Raw genomic sequence first — 18,314 nt, forward strand, 5'->3', positions numbered from 1 at the left:
CGGCCAGGACCATGAAAAACGCCGGCATCTGCCGGCGTTTTTCATTTACCGATCGGCCGGCTTGCCCGGCTTTTCGCGCGCCACCCACCACAGCAGCAGGATGATGGCCGCGTAGGGAATCAGGGTCAGCAGGTCGGCATTCGGCCCGGCGTAGAAGGGGTTCGAGGCCAGCGCCCACTCGGTCATGCTCGAGTCGAAATTGGTCAGCACCCCGGCCGTGATGGCGATGATGATGCCGGCCAGCGCGCCGCCCGCGATGTAGCCCGACGCCAGCAGCGTGCCTTCGCTGCGGTCGCCCGCCGCCTGGCACTGCTCCGGCGTCAGCTTCTCGTACTGCGGCAGCTTGTTGTTCCGGCGGTCGACCATCCACCGCAGCAGGCCGCCCACCGCGATCGGCAGGGTCGACACCAGCGGCAGGTAGACGCCCACGGTGAAGGCCAGCGAGGCGATTCCCGCCATTTCCAGCACCACCGAGATCATCACCCCGAACAGCACCAGGGTCCAGGGCAGCTCGCGGTCCAGGATGCCCTTGATGATGTAGGACATCAAGACCGCCTTGGGCGCGTCGTACTTCTTCACCTCGGTGCCGTCGGGACGGGTCTTGTGGGTGCCATTGATGCCCGGATCGACCAGGTAGGCCACCTTGCCGTCCTCCGCCACCAGGTATTTGCCGGCCGGGCCGCCCACGCTGTCGGTCTTGTGCCAGACCTTGTAGGTGTTGCGGTCGGTCTCGCCCTGCGGCCCCTCGAGGCGGGCGGTTGCCGAGAGCGTCGAGGAGTCGACCTTCAGGCCGGGCGCCACCTGCGCGGCCGGCACGTAGACGGTGCCGGCGTCGTTCAGCTTGAGCAGGATCGGCCCGAGGATCAGGGCGGCGGCGAAGGCGCCGCACAGGATCGCGTACTGCTGGTAGCGCGGGGTCGAGCCGACCAGGAAGCCGGTCTTGAGGTCTTGCGAGGTGGTGCCGGCGTTGCTGGCGGCGATGCAGACGATGGCGCCCACCGACAGCGCGGTCACGTAATACTGGCCGCCGGTCCAGCCCAGGGCCAGGAAGATCAGGCAGGTGAACAGCAGGGTCGCTACCGCCATGCCCGAGATCGGGTTGGACGAGGAGCCAACCTCGCCGGTCAGGCGCGAGGACACGGTGGCGAACAGGAAGCCGAACACCAGGATCAGCAGCGCGCCCAGCAGGTTCATGTGCAGCGGGGTGGCGACGGTGATGATGGCGATGATGGCCAGGCAGCCGATCAGCACCCATTTCATGGGGATGTCGCGCTCCGTGCGCACCGAAGCGTCGGCGCTGCTCGCCTTGCCCATGCCGGCCAGGCCCGAACTCAGGCTTTTCCAGATCATGGGCATCGAGCGCACCAGCGAGATCAGGCCGGCGGCGGCCACCGCGCCCGCGCCGATGTAGAGCACGTAGGCATTGCGGATGTCGTCCGGCCCCATGTCCTTGATCAGCATGGTGCCCGGCGCCAGCGGCACGGTCAATGCCTCGCCGAAGAACTTGATCATCGGGATCAGGAGCAGGTAGGACAGCACGCCGCCGGCCGCCATCGTGAAGGCGATGCGCGGGCCGATGATGTATCCCACGCCCAGCAGTTCCGGCGAGACCTCGGCCCCGGCCGAGCCGCCCTTGAGCGGGGCGCCGAACTCGAAGTTGACGTAATCCTTCCAGCCCTTGAAGGACACGCTCAGGCTCTTGTACAGCAGGCCGATGCCGAAGCCGCCGAAGATGATGGCGGCGCGCCGTTTGGCGTCGCGCATGGCCTCGGCGTCGCCCTTGGTCGATTCGCCCGCGGCTTCGCGCGAGACGTCGGTGGCGGCGGCCTTGAGCACCTCGGCGCAGGCCGTGCCTTCCGGGTATTTCAGCTCGCCGTGCTTGTCAACGATCATGGTGCGGCGCATCGGGATCATCATCAGGATGCCCAGCAGGCCGCCCAGCACGCCCACCAGCATGACGCGCGAGATCTCGAGGTCGAAGCCGAGGATCAGGATCGCCGGCATGGTCACGCCCAGGCCGAAGGCCAGCGACTCGCCGGCCGAGCCGGCGGTCTGGGTGATGCTGTTCTCGAGGATGGTCGATTCGCGCGCGCCGAGCTTGCGCGCCACCCCGAACAGGGTGATGGCGATGACGGCGACCGGGATCGAGGCGCTCACCGTCAGGCCGACCTTCAGCACCAGGTAGAGCGAGGAGGCGCCGAACACCATGCCCAGCAAGGTGCCCATGATCAGGGCGCGCAGGGTGAATTCGGGGAGCTGGGCGGTCGCGGGAATATAGGGCTTGAATCCGGTCGGATTCGGATCGTAGGGCATGCTGGCGGTATCCTTTGCTGCGGACGGCTGTGGCTGGGCGGGCACACCCCCTTGGGCGGCCTGAAGGCGTGAATATCGCACATGCCGTTCTGGAATGAAAGCGGATTATAATGCGCGCCTGATGGCCGCAACCCAGGGCCCCAACTCGAGAGTTCCGTAGTGACCAAGTCCACCAGCGCGCCCGGCCCGGGCAAGAAGCGCCAGAGCCGGATCGTCCTGATCCTGCTCATCCTCTTCGCCGCCATCCTGCTCGCCTTCGCGGCCGCCGCCACCTATGTGATGACGGCGATCATGCCCAACGTGCCGGCGATCGACGCGGTGACCGACTACCGGCCCAAGATCCCGCTGCGCATCTACACCGCCGACAAGGTCCTGATCGGCCAGTTCGGCGTCGAGCACCGCGACTTCGTCCCGATCGACAAGGTGCCGCCGATGATGAAGAAGGCCTTGCTGGCGATCGAGGACACCCGCTTCTACGAGCACGGCGGCATCGACTGGATCCGCGCCATGGGCGCGGCGAAATCCAACCTGGGCGGCGGTTTCCGCCAGGGCGCCTCGACCATCACCATGCAGGTGGCGCGCAACTTCTTCCTGTCGCGCGAAAAGGTCATTTCGCGCAAGCTGACCGAGATCGCCCTCGCCTACAAGATCGAGGCCGCCTTGAGCAAGGACCAGATCCTGGAGCTGTACATGAACCAGATCTACCTCGGGCAGCGCGCCTACGGCTTCTCGAGCGCGGCGCGCAGCTACTTCGGCAAGTCCCTGGACCAGCTCTCGCTGGCCGAGATCGCGATGCTGGCCGGCCTGCCGCAGAACCCGGCCCGCCACAACCCGGTGGCCAACCCCAAGCGCGCCGAGCAGCGCCAGCACGCGGTGCTGCGTCGCCTGCTCGACCTGGGCGAGATCAGCGACGCGCAATACCGCCAGGCGATGACCGAGCCGCTGCGCATCAAGCGCGACGCCCTGCAGACCTACGACACCCACGCCGACTACGTGGCCGAGCTGGCGCGCCAGGCGGTCTACGACCAGTTCAAGGAAGAAGCCTACACGCGCGGCATCACCGTCGTCACCACCATCGTCTCCAGCGAGCAGGAGGCGGCCTACCAGTCGGTGCGGCGCAACGTGATCGCCTACGACCAGCGGCACGGCTACCGCGGCCCCGAGGCGCGCATCGAACTGCCGCTCGATCCGGACGAGCGCGAGGACGCCATCGTCGAGGCCTTGCAGAAGCGCCCCGCCAGCGACGGCCTGCTGCCGGCCATGGTGCTGGCCGCCAGCCCCAGCGTGGTGAAGGTCGAGACCCTGGCCGGCGAAGAGATCGAGATCCGCGGCGCCGGCCTGAAGTTCGCGGCGCGCGGCTTGTCGGACAAGGCCTCCGCGGCGCACCGGATCGCCCCCGGCGCCATCGTCCGCGTCAGCCGCTCCGACAAGAACGAGTGGTCGATCACCCAGGTGCCGCAGGTGGCGGCTGCCTTCGTGGCGATCGACGCCGAGACCGGGTCCTACCATGCGCTGGTGGGCGGCTTCGACTACAACCTGCAGAAGTTCAACCACGTGACCCAGGCCTGGCGCCAGCCCGGCTCGGTCATCAAGCCCTTCATCTATTCGGCCGCGCTGGAACGCGGCTACTCGCCGTCCACCCGCATCCTCGACGAGCCGCTCGACCTGCCGGGCGAGGACAATGGGGAAACCTGGTCGCCGCAGAACGACGACGGCGTCTACGACGGGGAAGTCACGCTTCGCCGCTCGCTCGCGCATTCGAAGAACGTGCCGACCGTGCGCCTGATCCGCGCGCTCGGCGTGGACGCGGCCCACGACTGGCTCGGCCACTTCGGCTTCGACCCGGCGCGCCAGCCCAGGAACCTGACCCTGGCCCTGGGCACCGGCGCGGTCACGCCGCTGCAGCTGGCCGGCGCCTACGCGGTGTTCGCCAACGGCGGCTACCGCGTCAAGCCCTACCTGATCGCCAGCATCACCGATGGCAACGGCGCCGTCATCCTCGAGAACAAGCCGCCCAAGCCCTACCAGGAGGAAAATCGCGCCATCAGCGCGCGCAACGCCTTCGTCACCGACAGCATCCTGCGCGACGTGACCCGCTACGGCACCGCCGCCGCCGCGACCCAGCGCCTGGGCCGCGCCGACCTGGCCGGCAAGACCGGCACCACCAGCGACGCCATCGACGGCTGGTTCGCCGGCTATGCGGGCAAGGTGGTGGCCGTGGCCTGGATGGGCTACGACGAGCCGCGTTCGCTGGGCGGCCGCGAGTTCGGCGCCACGCTGGCGATGCCGATCTGGATCGACTACATGAAAGTGGCCCTGGACAAGCGGCCGGAGGTGGAGCCGGTGGCGCCGGAAGACGTGATGCGCGATGATGGCGACTGGATCTATCCGGAATTCTTCGACGCGCCCGAGCTGCGCACCATCGACATCGATCCGGCGCTCGACGAGCCGCAGGCCCCAGCCGTCGCCCCGGAGGGCGAGGCCGCGCCGGACGCGCCGGACGCGCCGGCTCAGGCGCCGCCCGCCGCGCCGATTCCAGCCCCGCCGCCGGCGCCGCCGGCGATCCCGGTGAGCCCGGCGACCCCGGCGACCCAGCTGCGCTGAGGGGTCTCAGGCGGCCTGGCGCCGCAGCGCCAGCGCCGCCTCGAAGGGCCGCGCATCGATCCAGGCGCGCACGTCGACGGCCGCCGGCAGGAAGCCCCAGCGCAGCAGGAAGTCGCTGAAGTCCTGCAGGCCGGCGATGTTCGCCTCCGACAGCGTGGTGTCGAGCCGCTCGTGGGCGTCCAGCCCGTAAGCCACCGTGACCTAGTATTCGCTGGTATTGGACTCGCGCGCCAGGAAGCGCCGGGTGTCGTCCGGATGGGCGCGCGCCCAGTCCTGGGCCCGCAGCACCTGGGACACGATGTCCACCGCCACCTCGAAGTGCTGCTCCACCAGGTGCGCGTCCACCGTCAGGGTGCGCGGGGTGCCGTTGTTGGCGCGCACCAGCGGGTCCGGATGGGCGCCGGTGTCGATCACGGTGTGCAGGCCGAAGAGCTGGGCCAGCTGGGCCGCCTGGGCGCCCTTCAGGAAGATCGCGTCGACCTCGCCACGCAGCAGTCCCGCCAGCTCGGCCGCCTGGCCGCCGCGGCGCTGGCCGCCGAACACGTTGGTGCCGGCCACGCGCTCGGCCGGCGCGTCGCTCTGGCCCTGCTCGATCACGTAGTCGACCAGTTCGACCTCGCTCACTTCCAGGCCCTCCAGCCGCAGCGCGTTCTCCAGGCCCCGGATGGCCTGGGCGCGCGCGAAGTCGATCTGGGCGTTCACCCATTTCGGCAGCCCGAAGCGGCGTCCCTTGAGGTCGCGCACGGTGCGGATCCCGCTGTCGGGCAGGCTCAGGATGCGCTGGGTCTCGTCCGACCAGGACAGCCCGAGCAGGCGCGTGTCGCGGCCCGCCGCGCGGGCCCACACGGCCGGGATGTTGCCGCCATGGCGGACCGAATTGCGCAGGCTGTGGTCGAAGTGCGATTCGCGCACCGCGCGCTCGCTCGACTCGCGCAGCGACTGCACCGCGGTGCCCCTGGCGGCCAGCGCCGCGTCCAGCCAGCCCTGCTGCACGGCGATGCCCAGGCCGGTCGGGACCGGGCAGCGGGTGTACCACAGGGTGTCAAGCAGCTTGTGACTCATGATGTTTTCCTCGTTGTAGGTAAATGAAAGACCAGCCAGGCGGCCGCCCAGGGCAGCAGCCAGAGCAGGAAGACGGTGCGCAGGCCGATGCCGTCGGCAAGGCGGCCCGCCAGCAGCGCGCCGGCGCTGCCGCCGGCCATGCCGAACAGGGTCAGGTGGGCCGACACGCGCGCCTTGTCGACCGGCGCGCGCGCGATGCGGTCGGTGTTGACCAGGTTGTTGACGCCCAGCCCGGCGCCCAGCAGCAGCGCCGCCGCCAGATAGGCCAGGCTGTGCGGCCAGGCCCCGAACAGCAGCAGGGCCAGCATGATCGCGCCGTGGGCCGCCGCGTAGATGCGCGCGCGCGCCGGGCTGCCCAGCACCGCGCGGCCCAGGAACAGCAGCACGCCTACATAGGCCAGGCCCTGGGCCGCCATCAGCCACACGGCGTGCTGGCGCGGCCAGTGCAGCTCGCGGATCGCCAGCAGCAGGGAAAACACCCCGACGCTGGAGGCCGTGAAGCTGGCCAGGATCTCGAAGGCATAGGTGAGCCGCACTTCGGGCAGGCGCAGCAGGCTGCGCAGCGCCGCCGGCGCCCCCGGCTGCGACTCGCGCCGCACCGGCTGGGCCGGCAGCACCTGCCAGCCCAGCAGGGCGAGCGCGGCGAAGGCCGCGCCCGACACCAGGAAGCCCGCGTGCAGCCCGAGGTGGGCGATCAGGTAGTTGCCGGTCAGGGGGCCGGCGAACTGGATGCCGAGCATCAGGGTGCCGCGGTACCAGCCGGCCCTGGCCTGGCCCAGCTCCGGCAGGCGGATCAGGAACACGGTGCTCATGGCCACGATGCGCACCGAGATGCACAGGCCCACCACGAACATGGCCAGCGCCACCCAGTGCCAGCCGGGCAGCCAGGGCAGCGCGCAGAACAGGCCGGCCAGGGCCAGGCTCACGCCGCCGTACCAGCGGCGCGGGTCGCCCTGGGCCAGCAGCCGGCCCGCGGGCAAGGTGCCGAGCGCCATCGCCACCGATTCGGCCGAGCTGATCACGGCGAGCTCCAGGTTGCTGACATGCAGGTGCAGGCCCAGCAGGGTGCCCAGCACCTTGTTCATGCCGATCGTCAGGCCGGACAGCAGGGTCAGGCCGACGAAGCCGATCAGGAAGCGGCGCAGCTCGCCCCCGTCGGCGGCGGCCCCGGTGGCAAGCTCCGCCGCCACTTACAGGTCGCTCGCCGGCAGCAGGGACAGCGAGCGCGCCGTCTCCAGCAGATTGCTCATCTTCCACTGCTGGCGCAGCACCCCAGGACCGAAGTCGCGCGAGCCGCCCAGGGCCTCGGCCTGGATCTGGATGCTGGCGCCCTCTTCCAGGATCAGGATGAATTCGGCCAGCTTCTGCAGGCCCTGGCGTCCCCAGACGGTGGCGCCGCCATTGGCTTCGAGGATCGCGACGGCGTGCGGGTTCTTGCCGATCTCGTCGAGGATGAAATCGACTTCCGGCTGGCGGCGATCGATGTAGATCGGAATCTCGCGCACCAGCTGGAAGCGCTGGACCGGCACGTAGCGGATCGGCAGCGTGCGGTGGGTCTGGGCCCAGGCGCCCAGCGAGGGCGAATGCACGTGGGAGATCGAGGTGACGTCCGGCTGCTCGCGGAACAGCTTGAGGTAACGGCTGCCGCCGGCCGGATTGCCCTGGTAGACGGTGCCGTCCAGGCCCACGATCGAGGCCACCGGTTCCTCGCCCTTGCGGAAGGGTCCCGGGTCGTTGACCACCACCACCTTGTCTTCGCCGGGCACGCGCTCGACGAAGCCGACGGTGCCGTTGGCGGTCAGGCTGCCGGTCTCGCGCAGGACCGCGAAAGCCTGGGCCGCCGTCCTGCGCACCTGTTCCGCGAAGGCCAGGACCTCGCTGCCGAGTTGTTGTGCCGCTTCTGCTTCTGCCATCTCGTTCTCCATTCGTGAGTGCCGCGCCGGCCGGCCCGGCTTCCTCCATGGATTCGCAAGACACGTGCCAGCGCCGGGAGGGCGCGCGCTGCTGGCGCGCTAACAGTCGATGCTGGCGCGGCAACAAGCGGCCGCGCGGCAGCTGCGGCGAATCCAGCATCGCAGGGGCTGCGGCCGGCAAGGCGGCGGGAACGCTTCCTGCATCGGGAGGGGGAACCGGAATGTCCCGGTCCAACCGCTGAAGGAGTTTCACCCCATGAGCATCGACACGATCTGGTTCACCCGCTGCCCCGTCCCCACCGCCACCGGCCTGGCCTACAAGCTGGGCTGGCTCGCGCGCGAGTTCGAGCCCGACGGCATCGCCATCCGCACCCTGCAGGAGGTGGGCGGCGAGCAGGCGCGCCACCATTACGACCATGGCTTGCCGACCCTGATCCGCGAGGGCGGCAACCTGTTCGCGCTGCCGGCCCGCGCCCAGGGCGCCGCCACGCGCCTGATCGGCCTGACCTGGATCGACGAATGGCAGGCGATCCTGGTGCGCCCCGGCTCCGGCATCGCCGGCCCGGCCGACCTGGAAGGCAAGCGCCTGGCGCTGCCGGTCTACCGCCGCATCGACCTGCAGGAAAACCGGCGCGGGCGCAGCATCGCGCGCGGCATGAGCCTGGCCGGCTACCACGGGGCCCTCGCCAGCGCCGGGCTCACCCTGTCCGACGTGCGCCTGGTCGAGGTGGGCGAGGACGGCAGCGCGCCGTCCTGCGCGCCGCCCGGCGCCAGCCTGTGGCAGGGCATCGCCGCCCTCGAGCGCGGCGAGGTGGACGCGGTCTACGTCAAGGGCGCGGCGGCGGTGGAGGCCGCGCGCGCCGCCGGCGTGGTGGTCGGGATCGATCTCGACAAGCTGCCCGAGCGCCGCTTCCGGGTCAACAACGGCACGCCGCGTCCGATCACCGTGCACCAGGATTTCCTCGACCATCATTTCGACCTGGTGGTGCGCTTCCTGGGCCAGACCCTGCGCGCCGCCGAGTGGGCGCGCAGCCGCCGCGAGGAAGTGCTGGCGATCCTGCAGGGCGAGACCCGCGCCGGCGGCGCCGCGGTGGCGACGGCTTACCGCGACGGCTTCCACGCCGCGCTGGCGCCCGACCTGTCGGAAGAGCGCCTGTCCCTGTTCGAACAGCAGAAGAACTTCCAGCTGACCCACGGCTTCCTGGATCGCGACGTCGACGTGCGCGCCTGGGCCGACCACCGCCCGCTGGCGGCGGCCCGGGAGTGGCTGCGGGCCACGCAGGCCCGGGCGGCGTAGGGAGCGAAGCCGGCGTCAGGCCAGGACGCCGGCTTTCTTGAGGTAGGTGCGCAGCACGTTGCGGCTGATGTCGAGGTAGCGTGCGGTGCGCAACTGGTTGCGGTCGCTGCTCTCCCAGGCGGCCAGCACCAGCTGGAGCTGCAGCGCCTCGAAGGTGATCTGCTCGCCGGAATCGAGCAGGGCTTGCCAGGCGGCGCGGAAGCGTTCGGATTCGGGCGCCGCGGCCGGCGGCGCAGGAGCCGCCGGCGCGAAGGCGCCGAAGTAGGACGGCGGCGCGGGCGCGGGCGCGGGAGTCGACGCGGGCGCAGGCGCGCCGGGCGGCGCTGCCGGCGCCATGGCCATCAGCGGCGACAAGCCGAGATCGAGCGCGCTCACCCTGGCCTCGCGGCACACCAGCAGCGCGCGGTGGATCACGTTCTCGAGCTCGCGGATATTCCCCGGCCACGGGTACTGGCGCAAGGCCAGTTCCGCATCGGGCGCCAGGGTCACTTCGCCCAGGTGCAGGCGCTCGGCGTAACTCTGCAGGAAATGGCGCGCCAAAGGCATCACGTCGCCCGGCCGCTCGCGCAGCGGCAGCAGCGGCAGCGACACCACCTGGAGGCGATAGTACAAGTCCTCGCGGAAGCGCCCTGCCCGCACCGCCTCCGCCAGGTCGACGTTGGTGGCGGCCATCAGGCGCACGTCGATCGGGACCGGCTGGCGCGAGCCCAGGCGCACCACCTCGCGCTCCTGCAGCACCCGCAACAGCTTGACCTGCATCGGCAGCGGCAGGTCGCCGATCTCGTCCAGGAACAGGGTGCCGCCGTTGGCGCTCTCGAACCAGCCCGGCTTGGACTGGCTGGCGCCGGTGAAGGCGCCGCGCTCGTAACCGAACAACTCGCTCTCGATCAGGGTCTCGGAAAACGCGCCGCAGTTGATCGCCACGAACTTGCCGCCGCCGCGGCGGCTCAGGGCGTGGACGTGGCGCGCGATGAGCTCCTTGCCGGTGCCGGTTTCGCCGGTGATCAGGACCGTCGCTTCGCTCGGCGCGATGCGTTCGATCAGCTCCTGCAGCGCGCGCGAGCGCGGGTCGGCGAACACGAAGGCGGTGGCGCGCACCAGCAGGCTGGTCTTGGGGGCATGGGTGAAGGCCACCAGCGGCTCGGCGTCCGGACCGCCGCCGCGCGCGAGGTGGGCCGCGCGGGCGAAATCGTCGGGGAGGTGTTGGGTGCTCAGGTTCATGGCTCGACTATAGTGCAGCCCCCGCGCGGGGTGAACGAATAGTCCGACGCAAGCTTATCCGCATATCGCATAACGCCCCGGCCTGCGCCCGCCCTCATGCGGGAACGGCGGGCCGGATCGCCTCGGCGAAGCGGGCCACCGTGTCGCTCAGCTCGGCGCCGAGCTGGGGGTCGAGCAGGCGGCCGCGTTCGTCGAAGGCGCCGTGGGCCTGCGGCAGCACGAACTGGCGGCCGAAGGGCGACGCCCTGAGGTGCTCGAACTGGCGGCGCAATTGCTGCAGGCCGGCCGGGCCGCCCGAGCGTCCGGCCACGGCCGACAGCAGCAGCACCGGGCGGCCGGCGAAGACCGCGTGGCGCTCCTCGCCCAGCGCGGGCCGCGACAGCCAGTCGAGCGCGTTCTTGAGCACCGGCGGGAAGAAGCCGTTGTACTCGGGCGAGGCGACGATGAAGGCGTCGTGGCCCGCGAACAGCGCGCGCAGGCGCAGCAGCGCGGGCGGCAGGCCCTGCGCCTCGATGTCGGCGTCGTACAGGGGCAGCGGATGGTCGCGCAGGTCGATCCAGGTGACGCTGGTGTGCGCGGCCACGGCCGCGTGGGCGGCGGCGCGGCTGAGTTTCTTGTTGCTCGATTCGCGGCGGGTGCTGCCGGCGAAGGCGAGGATGCGGGCGATCGCGGTCATCGGGTTCTCCAAAGGGGTGAGCTTCCCTTCACTGCAGCTTTCATGCCAGCGTTTCGCGCAGGCCGGGGCGGGCCGGCTGCGCGCCAGGCAACAGCGAGTGCGCGAAAACCAGCAGAAAGCGGCCCGTGACGCTGGCCCGCCGCTTGCTACCACTAGCTCAGTCCAACCCGAACAGCGAGACATGACCTCCACCACCACTCCGACCGAACTCTGGTACAGCCATCGCGGCGGCGCCACCGCCACCGCCGTCGCCGCCCGCCTGAGCTGGCTGCGCGACGCCTTCGCCACCGGCCACACCCGCCTGCGCTCCCTCGAGGAAGCCGACAGCCGCGACATCCGCCTCGCCCACTACCACCACGGCCAGACCGGCCTGATCCGCGAAGGCGGCAACATCCCGGCGATCTGGGCCCGCTCCGAGGGCCAGAACGCGGTGGTGGTCGGCATCACCTGGGTCGACGAATACCAGGGCATCCTGGTGCGGCGCGACAGCGGCATCCGCAGCGTGCAGGAGCTCAGGCGCCGGCGCCTCGGCCTGCCGCTGCGCAGGCAGGCCCTGATCGACCTGCAGCGCGCCAGCGCCCGGCGCGGCTTCGCCACCGCCCTGGCCCTGGCCGGCCTCGATCCGCGCGCGGCGCGCTGGACCCACATCCAGTCGCCGGATTTCGAGTACCCGCAGCGGCGTCCGGGCGAGGACGTGGAGCTGGACGCCCTGCGCTCCGGCTACGTCGACGCCGTGTTCCTGCGCGGCGCCCCCGGCTACGCCGCCGCGCAGGACCCGGGGCTGCTGGAACTGACGGACCTGAACCGGCTCGACGACCCGCTGCTGCGCGCCAACAACGGCACCCCGCGCCCGATCACGGTCGACCGCGCCTTCCTCGAGCGCCACCCGGCCATCGTGCGCCGCTTCCTCGGCGTGCTGGCAAGCGCCGCCTACTGGGCGCGCCGCCATCCGGAGGAGGTCGCGGCCCTGGTCGCGGCCGAGAATCCCGGCTGTACGACGGCCGAGGTGGCGGGCGCGCACGGCGCCAGCCTGCACCGCGGCCTGCTCCCTTCCCTCTCGCCCCTGAGCGTGGCCGGCCTGACGGCGCAGAAGGATTTCCTGCTCGACTGGGGCTACATCCGGCGCGACTTCGACGTCCAGCAGTGGATCGACCCGGCGCCCCTGGCCGAGGCGCTCGCGGAACAGCAATCCCTCCCCCCTCCCGAGGCGCCCCGGCCGCGCCCCATCGTCCTGAAGGAGCATTACCATGTCCATTGAATTCGTCGGCGGGCTGTTCCCGCGCAACCAGCTCGCGCCGCGCGCCTCCTACCGCAGCCCGATCGACCTGGCCTGGGTGCGCGACCTGGCGCGCGCCCACGAGCACGCCGGCTTCGACCGGGTCCTGATCGCCACCGGCGGCGGCGACCCGGCGACCCTGGCCGCCTACGCCGCCGCCCACACCGAGCGGCTCGGCTTCATGATCGCCCACCGTCCCGGGCTGGTCCCGCCGGTGCAGGCGGCGCGCAGCTTCGCCACCCTCGACCAGGCCACGGGCGGGCGCATCCGCCTGCATGCGGTGACCGGGCACGCGCCCGAGCAGGAATACGGCGACACCCTGGCCGACAAGGAAGCGCGCTACGCGCGCGCCGACGAATACCTCGGGATCCTGCGCCGCACCTGGCTGGAGGACGAGCCCTTCGACCACGAGGGACGCTTCTATTCCCTGCGCGGCGCCTTCTCGCCGGTCAAGCCGCTGCAACAGCCGCATATTCCGGTCTCGCTGGGGGGCTCGTCGGACGCCGCCTATCATGTGGCGGTGCGGCATACCGACCTGTATGCCCTGTGGGCCGAACCGCTGGCCGACACCGCGGCGCGGATCGACAAGCTGCGCGCGATCGCCGCGGCGGCCGGCAAGCCAGCGCCGCGGGTCAGCCTCTCGGTGCGCCTGATCATCGGCGCGACCGAGGAGCTGGCCTGGAAGCGGGCGCGCGAGATCGCGGCGGCGCTGGCGCGCAACACCCCGGCCGGCAGCGGCGGCGACCGTGGCCAGAGCGGCGGCGGCCAGCGCCAGCTGGCCCTGGCGGCGCGCGGCGAGGTGTTCGACAAGGCGCTCTTCCTCGGCACCTCGAGCGCGATCGGCGGCGGCACCGATTCGACCTCGCTGGTGGGCACGCCCGACACCATCATCGCATCCCTGCTGGCCTACGCCGACATCGGCGTCACCACCTTCCTGAGCCGGGGCTACGATCCGCTGCACGACGCCATCGACTACGGACGCTACATCATCCCCGCGGTGCGCGAGGAGATCGCGCGCCGCGCCCGGGCCGCCGCCTGAATGCCCGCGCGCCCCGCCCTGCCCGGCGGGCCGGGGCGGGGCGTGGCGGCGCTCAGCCGTTGGCCGCCAGCGGCAGCGGGTCGCCGGGCCGGTGGGCGCCGGCGGCCGCGCGCTCGGCGCGGAAATGCGGCAGGATATGCTCGCCGATCCGGTAGGCCTCTTCCAGGTGCGGGTAGCCGGCCAGGAAGAACAGCTCGATCCCCACGCCCTGGTATTCGCGGATGCGCGCCACCACGTCCTGGTAGCTGCCCACCAGCGCGCAGCCGGGCGGGATGCCGATGTAGCCGAAGCCCGCCCACACGTTCGGATGGATGAAGAACTCGTCGTAGCCGCGTTCCTTGTCGGCTTCGCGCTGGAACTCGTTCTCGTAGCCCAGCTTGCGCGCCGAGCGCAGGCCCGCATGGGCCGCGGCCGCCCTGGCCGCGCCGCGCTCCTTCGCTTCCTCGAAGAAGCGGCGCGCTTCCGCGCGCGCCTCCTCGTCGGTCTCGCGCGCGATCACGTCGATCGACAGGCCGAAGCGGATCGCGTCCTCGCGGCCCCACTGGCGCGCCCGGCGCCGCACGTCGGCGATCAGCTCGGCCACCTCGTGCGGGCGCTCGGCCCGCATCAGGTAGTAGTCGGCATGCTTGGCGCCGAACTCGCGCGCCGCCTCCGAGGATCCGGCGGTGCAGATCAAGGGCAGCGCGGCCTTGGCGAGCGGCCCCTTCAGGCCGCCCCCTTGCGCGCGGTAGAACCTGCCCTCGTAATGGAAGTCGGGATTGCTCCAGTAGCCGCGCACCACGTCCATGAACTCGGTGGCGCGCGCATAGCGCTCGTCGTGCGGCACGAAGTCGCCGACCTGGCGCTGCACCACCTCGGAGCCGCCGTTGATGATGTTCCACACCAGCCGGTTGCCGCTGGCGCGCTGGTAGGTGGCCGCCATCTGCACCGCCGCATAGGGCGAGAAGTGAAAAGGCTGGAAGGCGGTCACGAAGCGCAGGCGGCGCGTCTCGCGCGCCAGCAGCGAACACACGGTCCAGGGCTCCTCGCCGCTGGCGCCGTTCACCATCAGCACCCCGCCGAAGCCGTTGATCTCGGTCGCCTTGGCCACCTGGGCCAGGTAATCGATGTAGCCGAAGTCGTCGCCCGGGCTGATATCTGATAGGGCGCCGGTGCTCTGGCCCGGCCCCAGGGCGTGCCAGTCGCCGCGGTTGCGGCCGTCGCCGGGAAGATGCTTGGTTTCGCCGTGCAGCGGCAGGCGCGAGAAGAAATCGATGCTCATGCGGATTCCGTCAGAATGGTTGAAATGAAAGGATGCTCGGGGAGTCGCCCACCAGGGCGCGCGTATACGGGTGGCGCGGGCGCACCAGCACCTCGCTAGTTGGGCCCTCCTCGACCACCCGCCCGTGGCGCAGCACCACGGTGCGGCCGGCCAGGGAGCGCACCACGCCCAGGTTGTGGGTGACGAACAGGATCGCCAGGCCGCCCGCCTGCAGGCGCTGCAGCAGTTCGATGATCGCCGCCTGCACCGAGACGTCGAGCGCGGAGGTGATCTCGTCGCAGATCAGGAGCTTGGGCCGGCACAGCAGCGCACGGGCGATGGCCACCCGCTGGCGCTCGCCGCCGGACAGCGCGCCCGGGTGGCTCGCCAGGACCCGCTCCGGCAGCGCCACCTGGCGCAGCACCTCGGCCAGCCGCTCGGCGGGCTTGGGCGCCTCGGGCTCCACATGGCGCAGCACCTGGCCCAGGATGGCGCCCACCGTCTGGCGCGGGTTCAGCGCGCGGTAGGGGTTCTGGAAGATGTACTGGATCTCGCGCCGCTGGGTGGCGGTGCGCGCGTCGACCCGCAGGTCGAGCAGCCCGCCGCGGTAGCGCAGGTCGGCCTGGACCCCGGCGCCCAGCCCGGCGAGCAGGCGCGCCAGGGTGGTCTTGCCGGAGCCGGACTCTCCGACCAGGGCCAAGCACTCGCCGGGCGCCACCGCCAGCGCGGCGTCGAACAGTACCTGTCGCTCGCCGTACCAGGCGCGCGCATGGCGCAGTTCGAGCAGGGCGTCGGCGGCCGGCGCGTCGCCGGCCAGGTCGACCAGGCGGATGCTGGCCACGGCCGCCAGCGCTTCCGGCCTCACGCAGGCGGCCTGGTGGGCATGCGCCACCGGCGCCAGCGCCGGCTCGGCCCCGCATTCGCCGCCGCGCCAGGCGCAGCGCGGCGCGAAGGCGCAGCCGGAGGGACGCGCCAGCGGTCCCGGCGCCTGGCCCGGGATCGGCCGCGGCGCGCAAGGCTTGGCGACGTCGGGGATGGCGGCCAGCAGGCCCTTGGTGTAGGGGTGGGCGGGCGCGGCGAACAGCCGCGCCGCCGGCGCGCTTTCGACGATCCGCCCGGCGTACAGGACCAGCACGCGGTCGGCCAGCTGGCTGACCACCGCCAGGTCGTGCGAGACGTAGACGGCGGCCGTGCCGTAGCCGGTGCACAGGCGGCGGATGGTGTCGAGGATGCGCGCCTGGGTGCTGACGTCGAGCGCGGTGGTCGGCTCGTCGAGCACGATCAGCGCGGGGCGCGGCAGGAAGGCCAGCGCCAGCAGCACCCGCTGCTGCTGGCCGCCCGAGAGCTGGTGCGGGAAGCGGCGCAGGAAAGCGGCGTCGCAGGGCAGTCCCACGTCCTGCAGCACCCCCTCCAGACGCGCGCGGCGCTCGGCCGGGCGCAGTTCGGGCGCGTGCAGGTCGATCACCTCGTCCAGCGCGCGTCCGATGCGCTGCAGCGGGTTGAGCGCGGTGGCCGGGTCCTGGGCCACATGGCCCAGCACCCGGCCGCGCAGGCGGCGCAAGCTGGCGGGGTCGGCCCCCAGCACCTGGTGGCCGGCCACCCTGACCTCGCCGGCGGCGATGCGCGCGCCCTTGCGCGCGTGGCCGAGCAAGGCGCTGGCCACGGTGGTCTTGCCGGAGCCCGATTCGCCGACCAGGCCGAGCACCTGCCCGGCTTCGAGCTCGATGTCGATGCCGGCGACGATGTCGGGCCCGCCGTCGAGGGCCACGCGCAGCCCGCGCACCGACAGCGCCGGGGCGGCCAGCAGGCCGCTGTGCCTGAGGGGCGCGTTCATGCGGCGGTCCTCGCGTTGATCCGCGCCAGCCCCTCGGCCAGCAGGTTGGCGCCGAGCGCGAACAGCACGATCATCAGCGCCGGCGCCAGCACCGCCAGCGGCTGCACCTGCAGGCCGGCGCGGTTCTCGTTGATCATCAGGCCCCAGTCGGCGGCCGGTGGGGCCACCCCGTAGCCCAGGAAGCTCAGGCCCGAGAGGATGGTCACGGCCCAGGACAGCATGCTGCCGAAATGGACCAGCAGGGGCGTAAGCAGATTCGGCAGGATCTCGCGCAGCAGCACCTGGCGGCGCGGATAGCCCAGCAGCCGGGCCGCCTCGACGAACTCCTGGGCGGCGATGCCGAGGGCCAGGCTGCGCACCAGCCGCAGCACGCCCGGCACGAAGGCCAGCGCGGCGGTCAGCACGATCAGCCACTGCTCGCGCCCGAGGAGCGACACCACCAGCAGCACCAGGATCAGGTTCGGGAAGGCCAGCAGCACGTCGGCGCCCCAGGCCAGCAGGCGGTCGGTGCGGCCGCCGGCGCCGGCCGCGACCAGGCCCAGCACGCTGCCCGCCGCCAGGGCGGCGCAGGCGGCGCCGCTGGCCATCCAGACCACCGACCAGCCGCCCAGCAGCACGCGCGAGAGGACGTCGCGTCCCAGGTAGTCGTAGCCGAGCGGGGCCCCCGGCGCCGGCGCGCCGTAGACCGCGCCCACGAACGCGTCGGCCGCGTGCGGCGCCAGCGCCGGCCCCAGCACGGCGGCCATCAGCGCGAGCAGCGAGAGCAGCAGGCCGGCGCGCGCCTGCGGCTGCCGCATCCAGGCGGGCAGGCGGCGGCTCATGCGCGCTCCCCCGAGACCGCGGTGCGCAGGCGCGGCGTGAGCAGCACCGTGAGCAGGTCGGCCGCCAGGTTGATCAGGACCACGCCGCCCGCCACCAGCAGGACGATGGCCTGGATCACCGGCAGGTCGCGCATCTCGATGGCGGCGTTCAGCAGGCTGCCCAGGCCCGGATAGGTGAACACCACCTCGACCACCAGGGTGCCGCCCAGCAGCACGCTCAGGGTCAGGGCCAGGCCCTGGATCGCCGGGATCAGGGCGTTGGGCAGGGCGTGGCGCAGGACCACGCTGCGCTCGGTTACGCCGCGCAGGCGCGCCGCCTGCACGTAGTCGGCGTCGAGCGCCTCGATCATCGCGGCGCGCACCAGGCGCGCCAGGTGGGGCAGGCCGCCCAGCACCAGGGTGGCCGCCGGCAAGGCCAGGAAGTGCGGCTGGGCCAGCGGCGACTTGCCCGGCTCCAGCAGCGAGACCGCCGGCAGCACCGGCCACACGGTGGTGGCGAGCAGCATCACCAGGCCGATGCCGAGCGCGAAGTTCGGAATCGCCTTGAGCGCGATCAGCAGGGACACGCCGTGGCGGTCGAGCACGGCGTCACGCCGCAAGGCCATGCCCACCCCGAGCAGCAGCGCGGACGGCACCAGCAGCGCCAGCACGCAGGCCAGCAGGGCCAGCGAGTTGCCGGCGCGCGCCCGCACCAGCTGGGCCACCGGCGCCTGCGAATCGAGCGAGCGTCCGAGGTCGCCGCGCGCCAGGCGCGCGGCCCAATCGAGGTATTGCACCGGCACCGGCCGGTCCAGCCCAAGCTGGCGCTGCAGGGTGCGCACCGAGGATTCCGGGGCTTCCGGCCCCAGCACCATGCGCGCCGGATCGGAGGGCAGCGCCTGGGTGGCGCCGAACACGATCACGCTGATCGCCGCGACCGCGCCCAGGCCGGCCAGCAGGCGCGCGCCAAGCCAGCGCAGCCAGGGCCAGGCGCCGCGCCAGGGCGCCGCGAAGGCTATCGTCAGGCTTGCGTTCATGC

15 protein-coding genes are annotated in these 18,314 nt (G+C 71.9%); 4 read left to right on the plus strand and 11 right to left on the minus strand.

The window, feature by feature from the left end:
- Positions 1-45: 45 nt before the first annotated feature.
- On the minus strand, positions 46-2,313 hold the full coding sequence (locus tag B0920_RS07380) for an OPT family oligopeptide transporter (RefSeq protein ID WP_078031891.1): 2,268 nt from the start codon (positions 2,311-2,313) through the stop codon (positions 46-48).
- Between the two features lie 159 nt (positions 2,314-2,472).
- Between B0920_RS07380 and B0920_RS07385 the strand changes: the two genes are divergently transcribed.
- On the plus strand, positions 2,473-4,917 hold the full coding sequence (locus B0920_RS07385) for a penicillin-binding protein 1A (protein ID WP_078031892.1): 2,445 nt from the start codon (positions 2,473-2,475) through the stop codon (positions 4,915-4,917).
- 6 nt (positions 4,918-4,923) lie between these two features.
- Here the strand turns inward: B0920_RS07385 and B0920_RS26230 are convergent, their stop codons facing one another.
- Genes B0920_RS26230 through B0920_RS07400 form a run of 4 tightly spaced genes read right to left on the minus strand, consistent with a single transcriptional unit; the run spans position 4,924 to position 7,892 of the window.
- Positions 4,924-5,112 carry a hypothetical protein gene (locus tag B0920_RS26230; protein WP_229455252.1) on the minus strand — a complete coding sequence of 63 codons (189 nt, stop codon included), beginning with the start codon at positions 5,110-5,112 and terminating at the stop codon, positions 4,924-4,926.
- Positions 5,113-5,118: 6 nt separating this feature from the next.
- Entirely contained in the window at positions 5,119-5,979 is an 861-nt protein-coding gene (locus B0920_RS07390; protein ID WP_229455254.1) for an ABC transporter substrate-binding protein, read from the minus strand.
- Positions 5,976-7,169 (minus strand): MFS transporter, encoded by a 1,194-nt coding sequence (locus B0920_RS07395; protein ID WP_078031893.1) that lies wholly within the window; start codon positions 7,167-7,169, stop codon positions 5,976-5,978. The genes B0920_RS07390 and B0920_RS07395 overlap by 4 nt, the downstream gene beginning before the upstream one ends.
- Positions 7,170-7,892, minus strand: coding sequence for a class II aldolase/adducin family protein (locus B0920_RS07400; protein WP_078033327.1), 723 nt, complete (start codon positions 7,890-7,892; stop codon positions 7,170-7,172).
- Between the two features lie 256 nt (positions 7,893-8,148).
- Here B0920_RS07400 and B0920_RS07405 point away from each other — a divergent pair, with 256 nt between their 5' ends.
- Positions 8,149-9,189 (plus strand): ABC transporter substrate-binding protein, encoded by a 1,041-nt coding sequence (locus tag B0920_RS07405; protein ID WP_078031894.1) that lies wholly within the window; start codon positions 8,149-8,151, stop codon positions 9,187-9,189.
- A 15-nt stretch (positions 9,190-9,204) separates the two neighbouring features.
- Here the strand turns inward: B0920_RS07405 and B0920_RS07410 are convergent, their stop codons facing one another.
- Both B0920_RS07410 and B0920_RS07415 read right to left on the minus strand, forming a co-directional pair.
- Positions 9,205-10,410, minus strand: coding sequence for a sigma-54-dependent Fis family transcriptional regulator (locus B0920_RS07410; RefSeq protein ID WP_078031895.1), 1,206 nt, complete (start codon positions 10,408-10,410; stop codon positions 9,205-9,207).
- Positions 10,411-10,504: 94 nt separating this feature from the next.
- Positions 10,505-11,086: an NADPH-dependent FMN reductase gene (locus tag B0920_RS07415; RefSeq protein ID WP_179119110.1), complete on the minus strand. Its 582-nt coding sequence runs from the start codon at positions 11,084-11,086 to the stop codon at positions 10,505-10,507.
- A 181-nt stretch (positions 11,087-11,267) separates the two neighbouring features.
- Here B0920_RS07415 and B0920_RS07420 point away from each other — a divergent pair, with 181 nt between their 5' ends.
- Positions 11,268-12,344: an ABC transporter substrate-binding protein gene (locus B0920_RS07420; protein ID WP_078031897.1), complete on the plus strand. Its 1,077-nt coding sequence runs from the start codon at positions 11,268-11,270 to the stop codon at positions 12,342-12,344.
- Positions 12,334-13,401 (plus strand): LLM class flavin-dependent oxidoreductase, encoded by a 1,068-nt coding sequence (locus B0920_RS07425; protein ID WP_078031898.1) that lies wholly within the window; start codon positions 12,334-12,336, stop codon positions 13,399-13,401. The genes B0920_RS07420 and B0920_RS07425 overlap by 11 nt, the downstream gene beginning before the upstream one ends.
- A 52-nt stretch (positions 13,402-13,453) precedes the next feature.
- On the opposite strand, the gene B0920_RS07430 is transcribed toward B0920_RS07425, so the two are convergent.
- The 4 genes from B0920_RS07430 to B0920_RS07445 are packed head-to-tail and all read right to left on the minus strand — an operon-like array spanning position 13,454 to position 18,312.
- Positions 13,454-14,662: an LLM class flavin-dependent oxidoreductase gene (locus tag B0920_RS07430; protein WP_078031899.1), complete on the minus strand. Its 1,209-nt coding sequence runs from the start codon at positions 14,660-14,662 to the stop codon at positions 13,454-13,456.
- 10 nt (positions 14,663-14,672) lie between these two features.
- A complete protein-coding gene (locus tag B0920_RS07435; RefSeq protein WP_078031900.1) occupies positions 14,673-16,475 on the minus strand; it encodes an ABC transporter ATP-binding protein in 1,803 nt (600 codons plus the stop codon).
- Positions 16,472-17,296, minus strand: a complete 825-nt coding sequence (locus B0920_RS07440) for an ABC transporter permease (protein WP_078031901.1) — start codon at positions 17,294-17,296, stop codon at positions 16,472-16,474. The genes B0920_RS07435 and B0920_RS07440 overlap by 4 nt, the downstream gene beginning before the upstream one ends.
- Entirely contained in the window at positions 17,293-18,312 is a 1,020-nt protein-coding gene (locus B0920_RS07445; protein WP_078031902.1) for an ABC transporter permease, read from the minus strand. The genes B0920_RS07440 and B0920_RS07445 overlap by 4 nt, the downstream gene beginning before the upstream one ends.
- Positions 18,313-18,314 lie beyond the last annotated feature (2 nt).

It is taken from the genome of Massilia sp. KIM (genome assembly GCF_002007115.1).
GTDB lineage: Bacteria > Pseudomonadota > Gammaproteobacteria > Burkholderiales > Burkholderiaceae_D > Telluria.

Coding starts and splice junctions, on each gene's coding strand:
- B0920_RS07420 (WP_078031897.1), top strand. CDS start 11,268: ATGACCTCCACCACCACTCCGACCGAACTCTGGTACAGCCATCGCGGC.
- B0920_RS07440 (WP_078031901.1), bottom strand. CDS start 17,296: ATGAGCCGCCGCCTGCCCGCCTGGATGCGGCAGCCGCAGGCGCGCGCC.
- B0920_RS07430 (WP_078031899.1), bottom strand. CDS start 14,662: ATGAGCATCGATTTCTTCTCGCGCCTGCCGCTGCACGGCGAAACCAAG.
- B0920_RS07390 (WP_229455254.1), bottom strand. CDS start 5,979: ATGAGTCACAAGCTGCTTGACACCCTGTGGTACACCCGCTGCCCGGTC.
- B0920_RS07405 (WP_078031894.1), top strand. CDS start 8,149: ATGAGCATCGACACGATCTGGTTCACCCGCTGCCCCGTCCCCACCGCC.
- B0920_RS07410 (WP_078031895.1), bottom strand. CDS start 10,410: ATGAACCTGAGCACCCAACACCTCCCCGACGATTTCGCCCGCGCGGCC.
- B0920_RS07425 (WP_078031898.1), top strand. CDS start 12,334: ATGTCCATTGAATTCGTCGGCGGGCTGTTCCCGCGCAACCAGCTCGCG.
- B0920_RS07435 (WP_078031900.1), bottom strand. CDS start 16,475: ATGAACGCGCCCCTCAGGCACAGCGGCCTGCTGGCCGCCCCGGCGCTG.
- B0920_RS07400 (WP_078033327.1), bottom strand. CDS start 7,892: ATGGCAGAAGCAGAAGCGGCACAACAACTCGGCAGCGAGGTCCTGGCC.
- B0920_RS07445 (WP_078031902.1), bottom strand. CDS start 18,312: ATGAACGCAAGCCTGACGATAGCCTTCGCGGCGCCCTGGCGCGGCGCC.
- B0920_RS07380 (WP_078031891.1), bottom strand. CDS start 2,313: ATGCCCTACGATCCGAATCCGACCGGATTCAAGCCCTATATTCCCGCG.
- B0920_RS07415 (WP_179119110.1), bottom strand. CDS start 11,086: ATGACCGCGATCGCCCGCATCCTCGCCTTCGCCGGCAGCACCCGCCGC.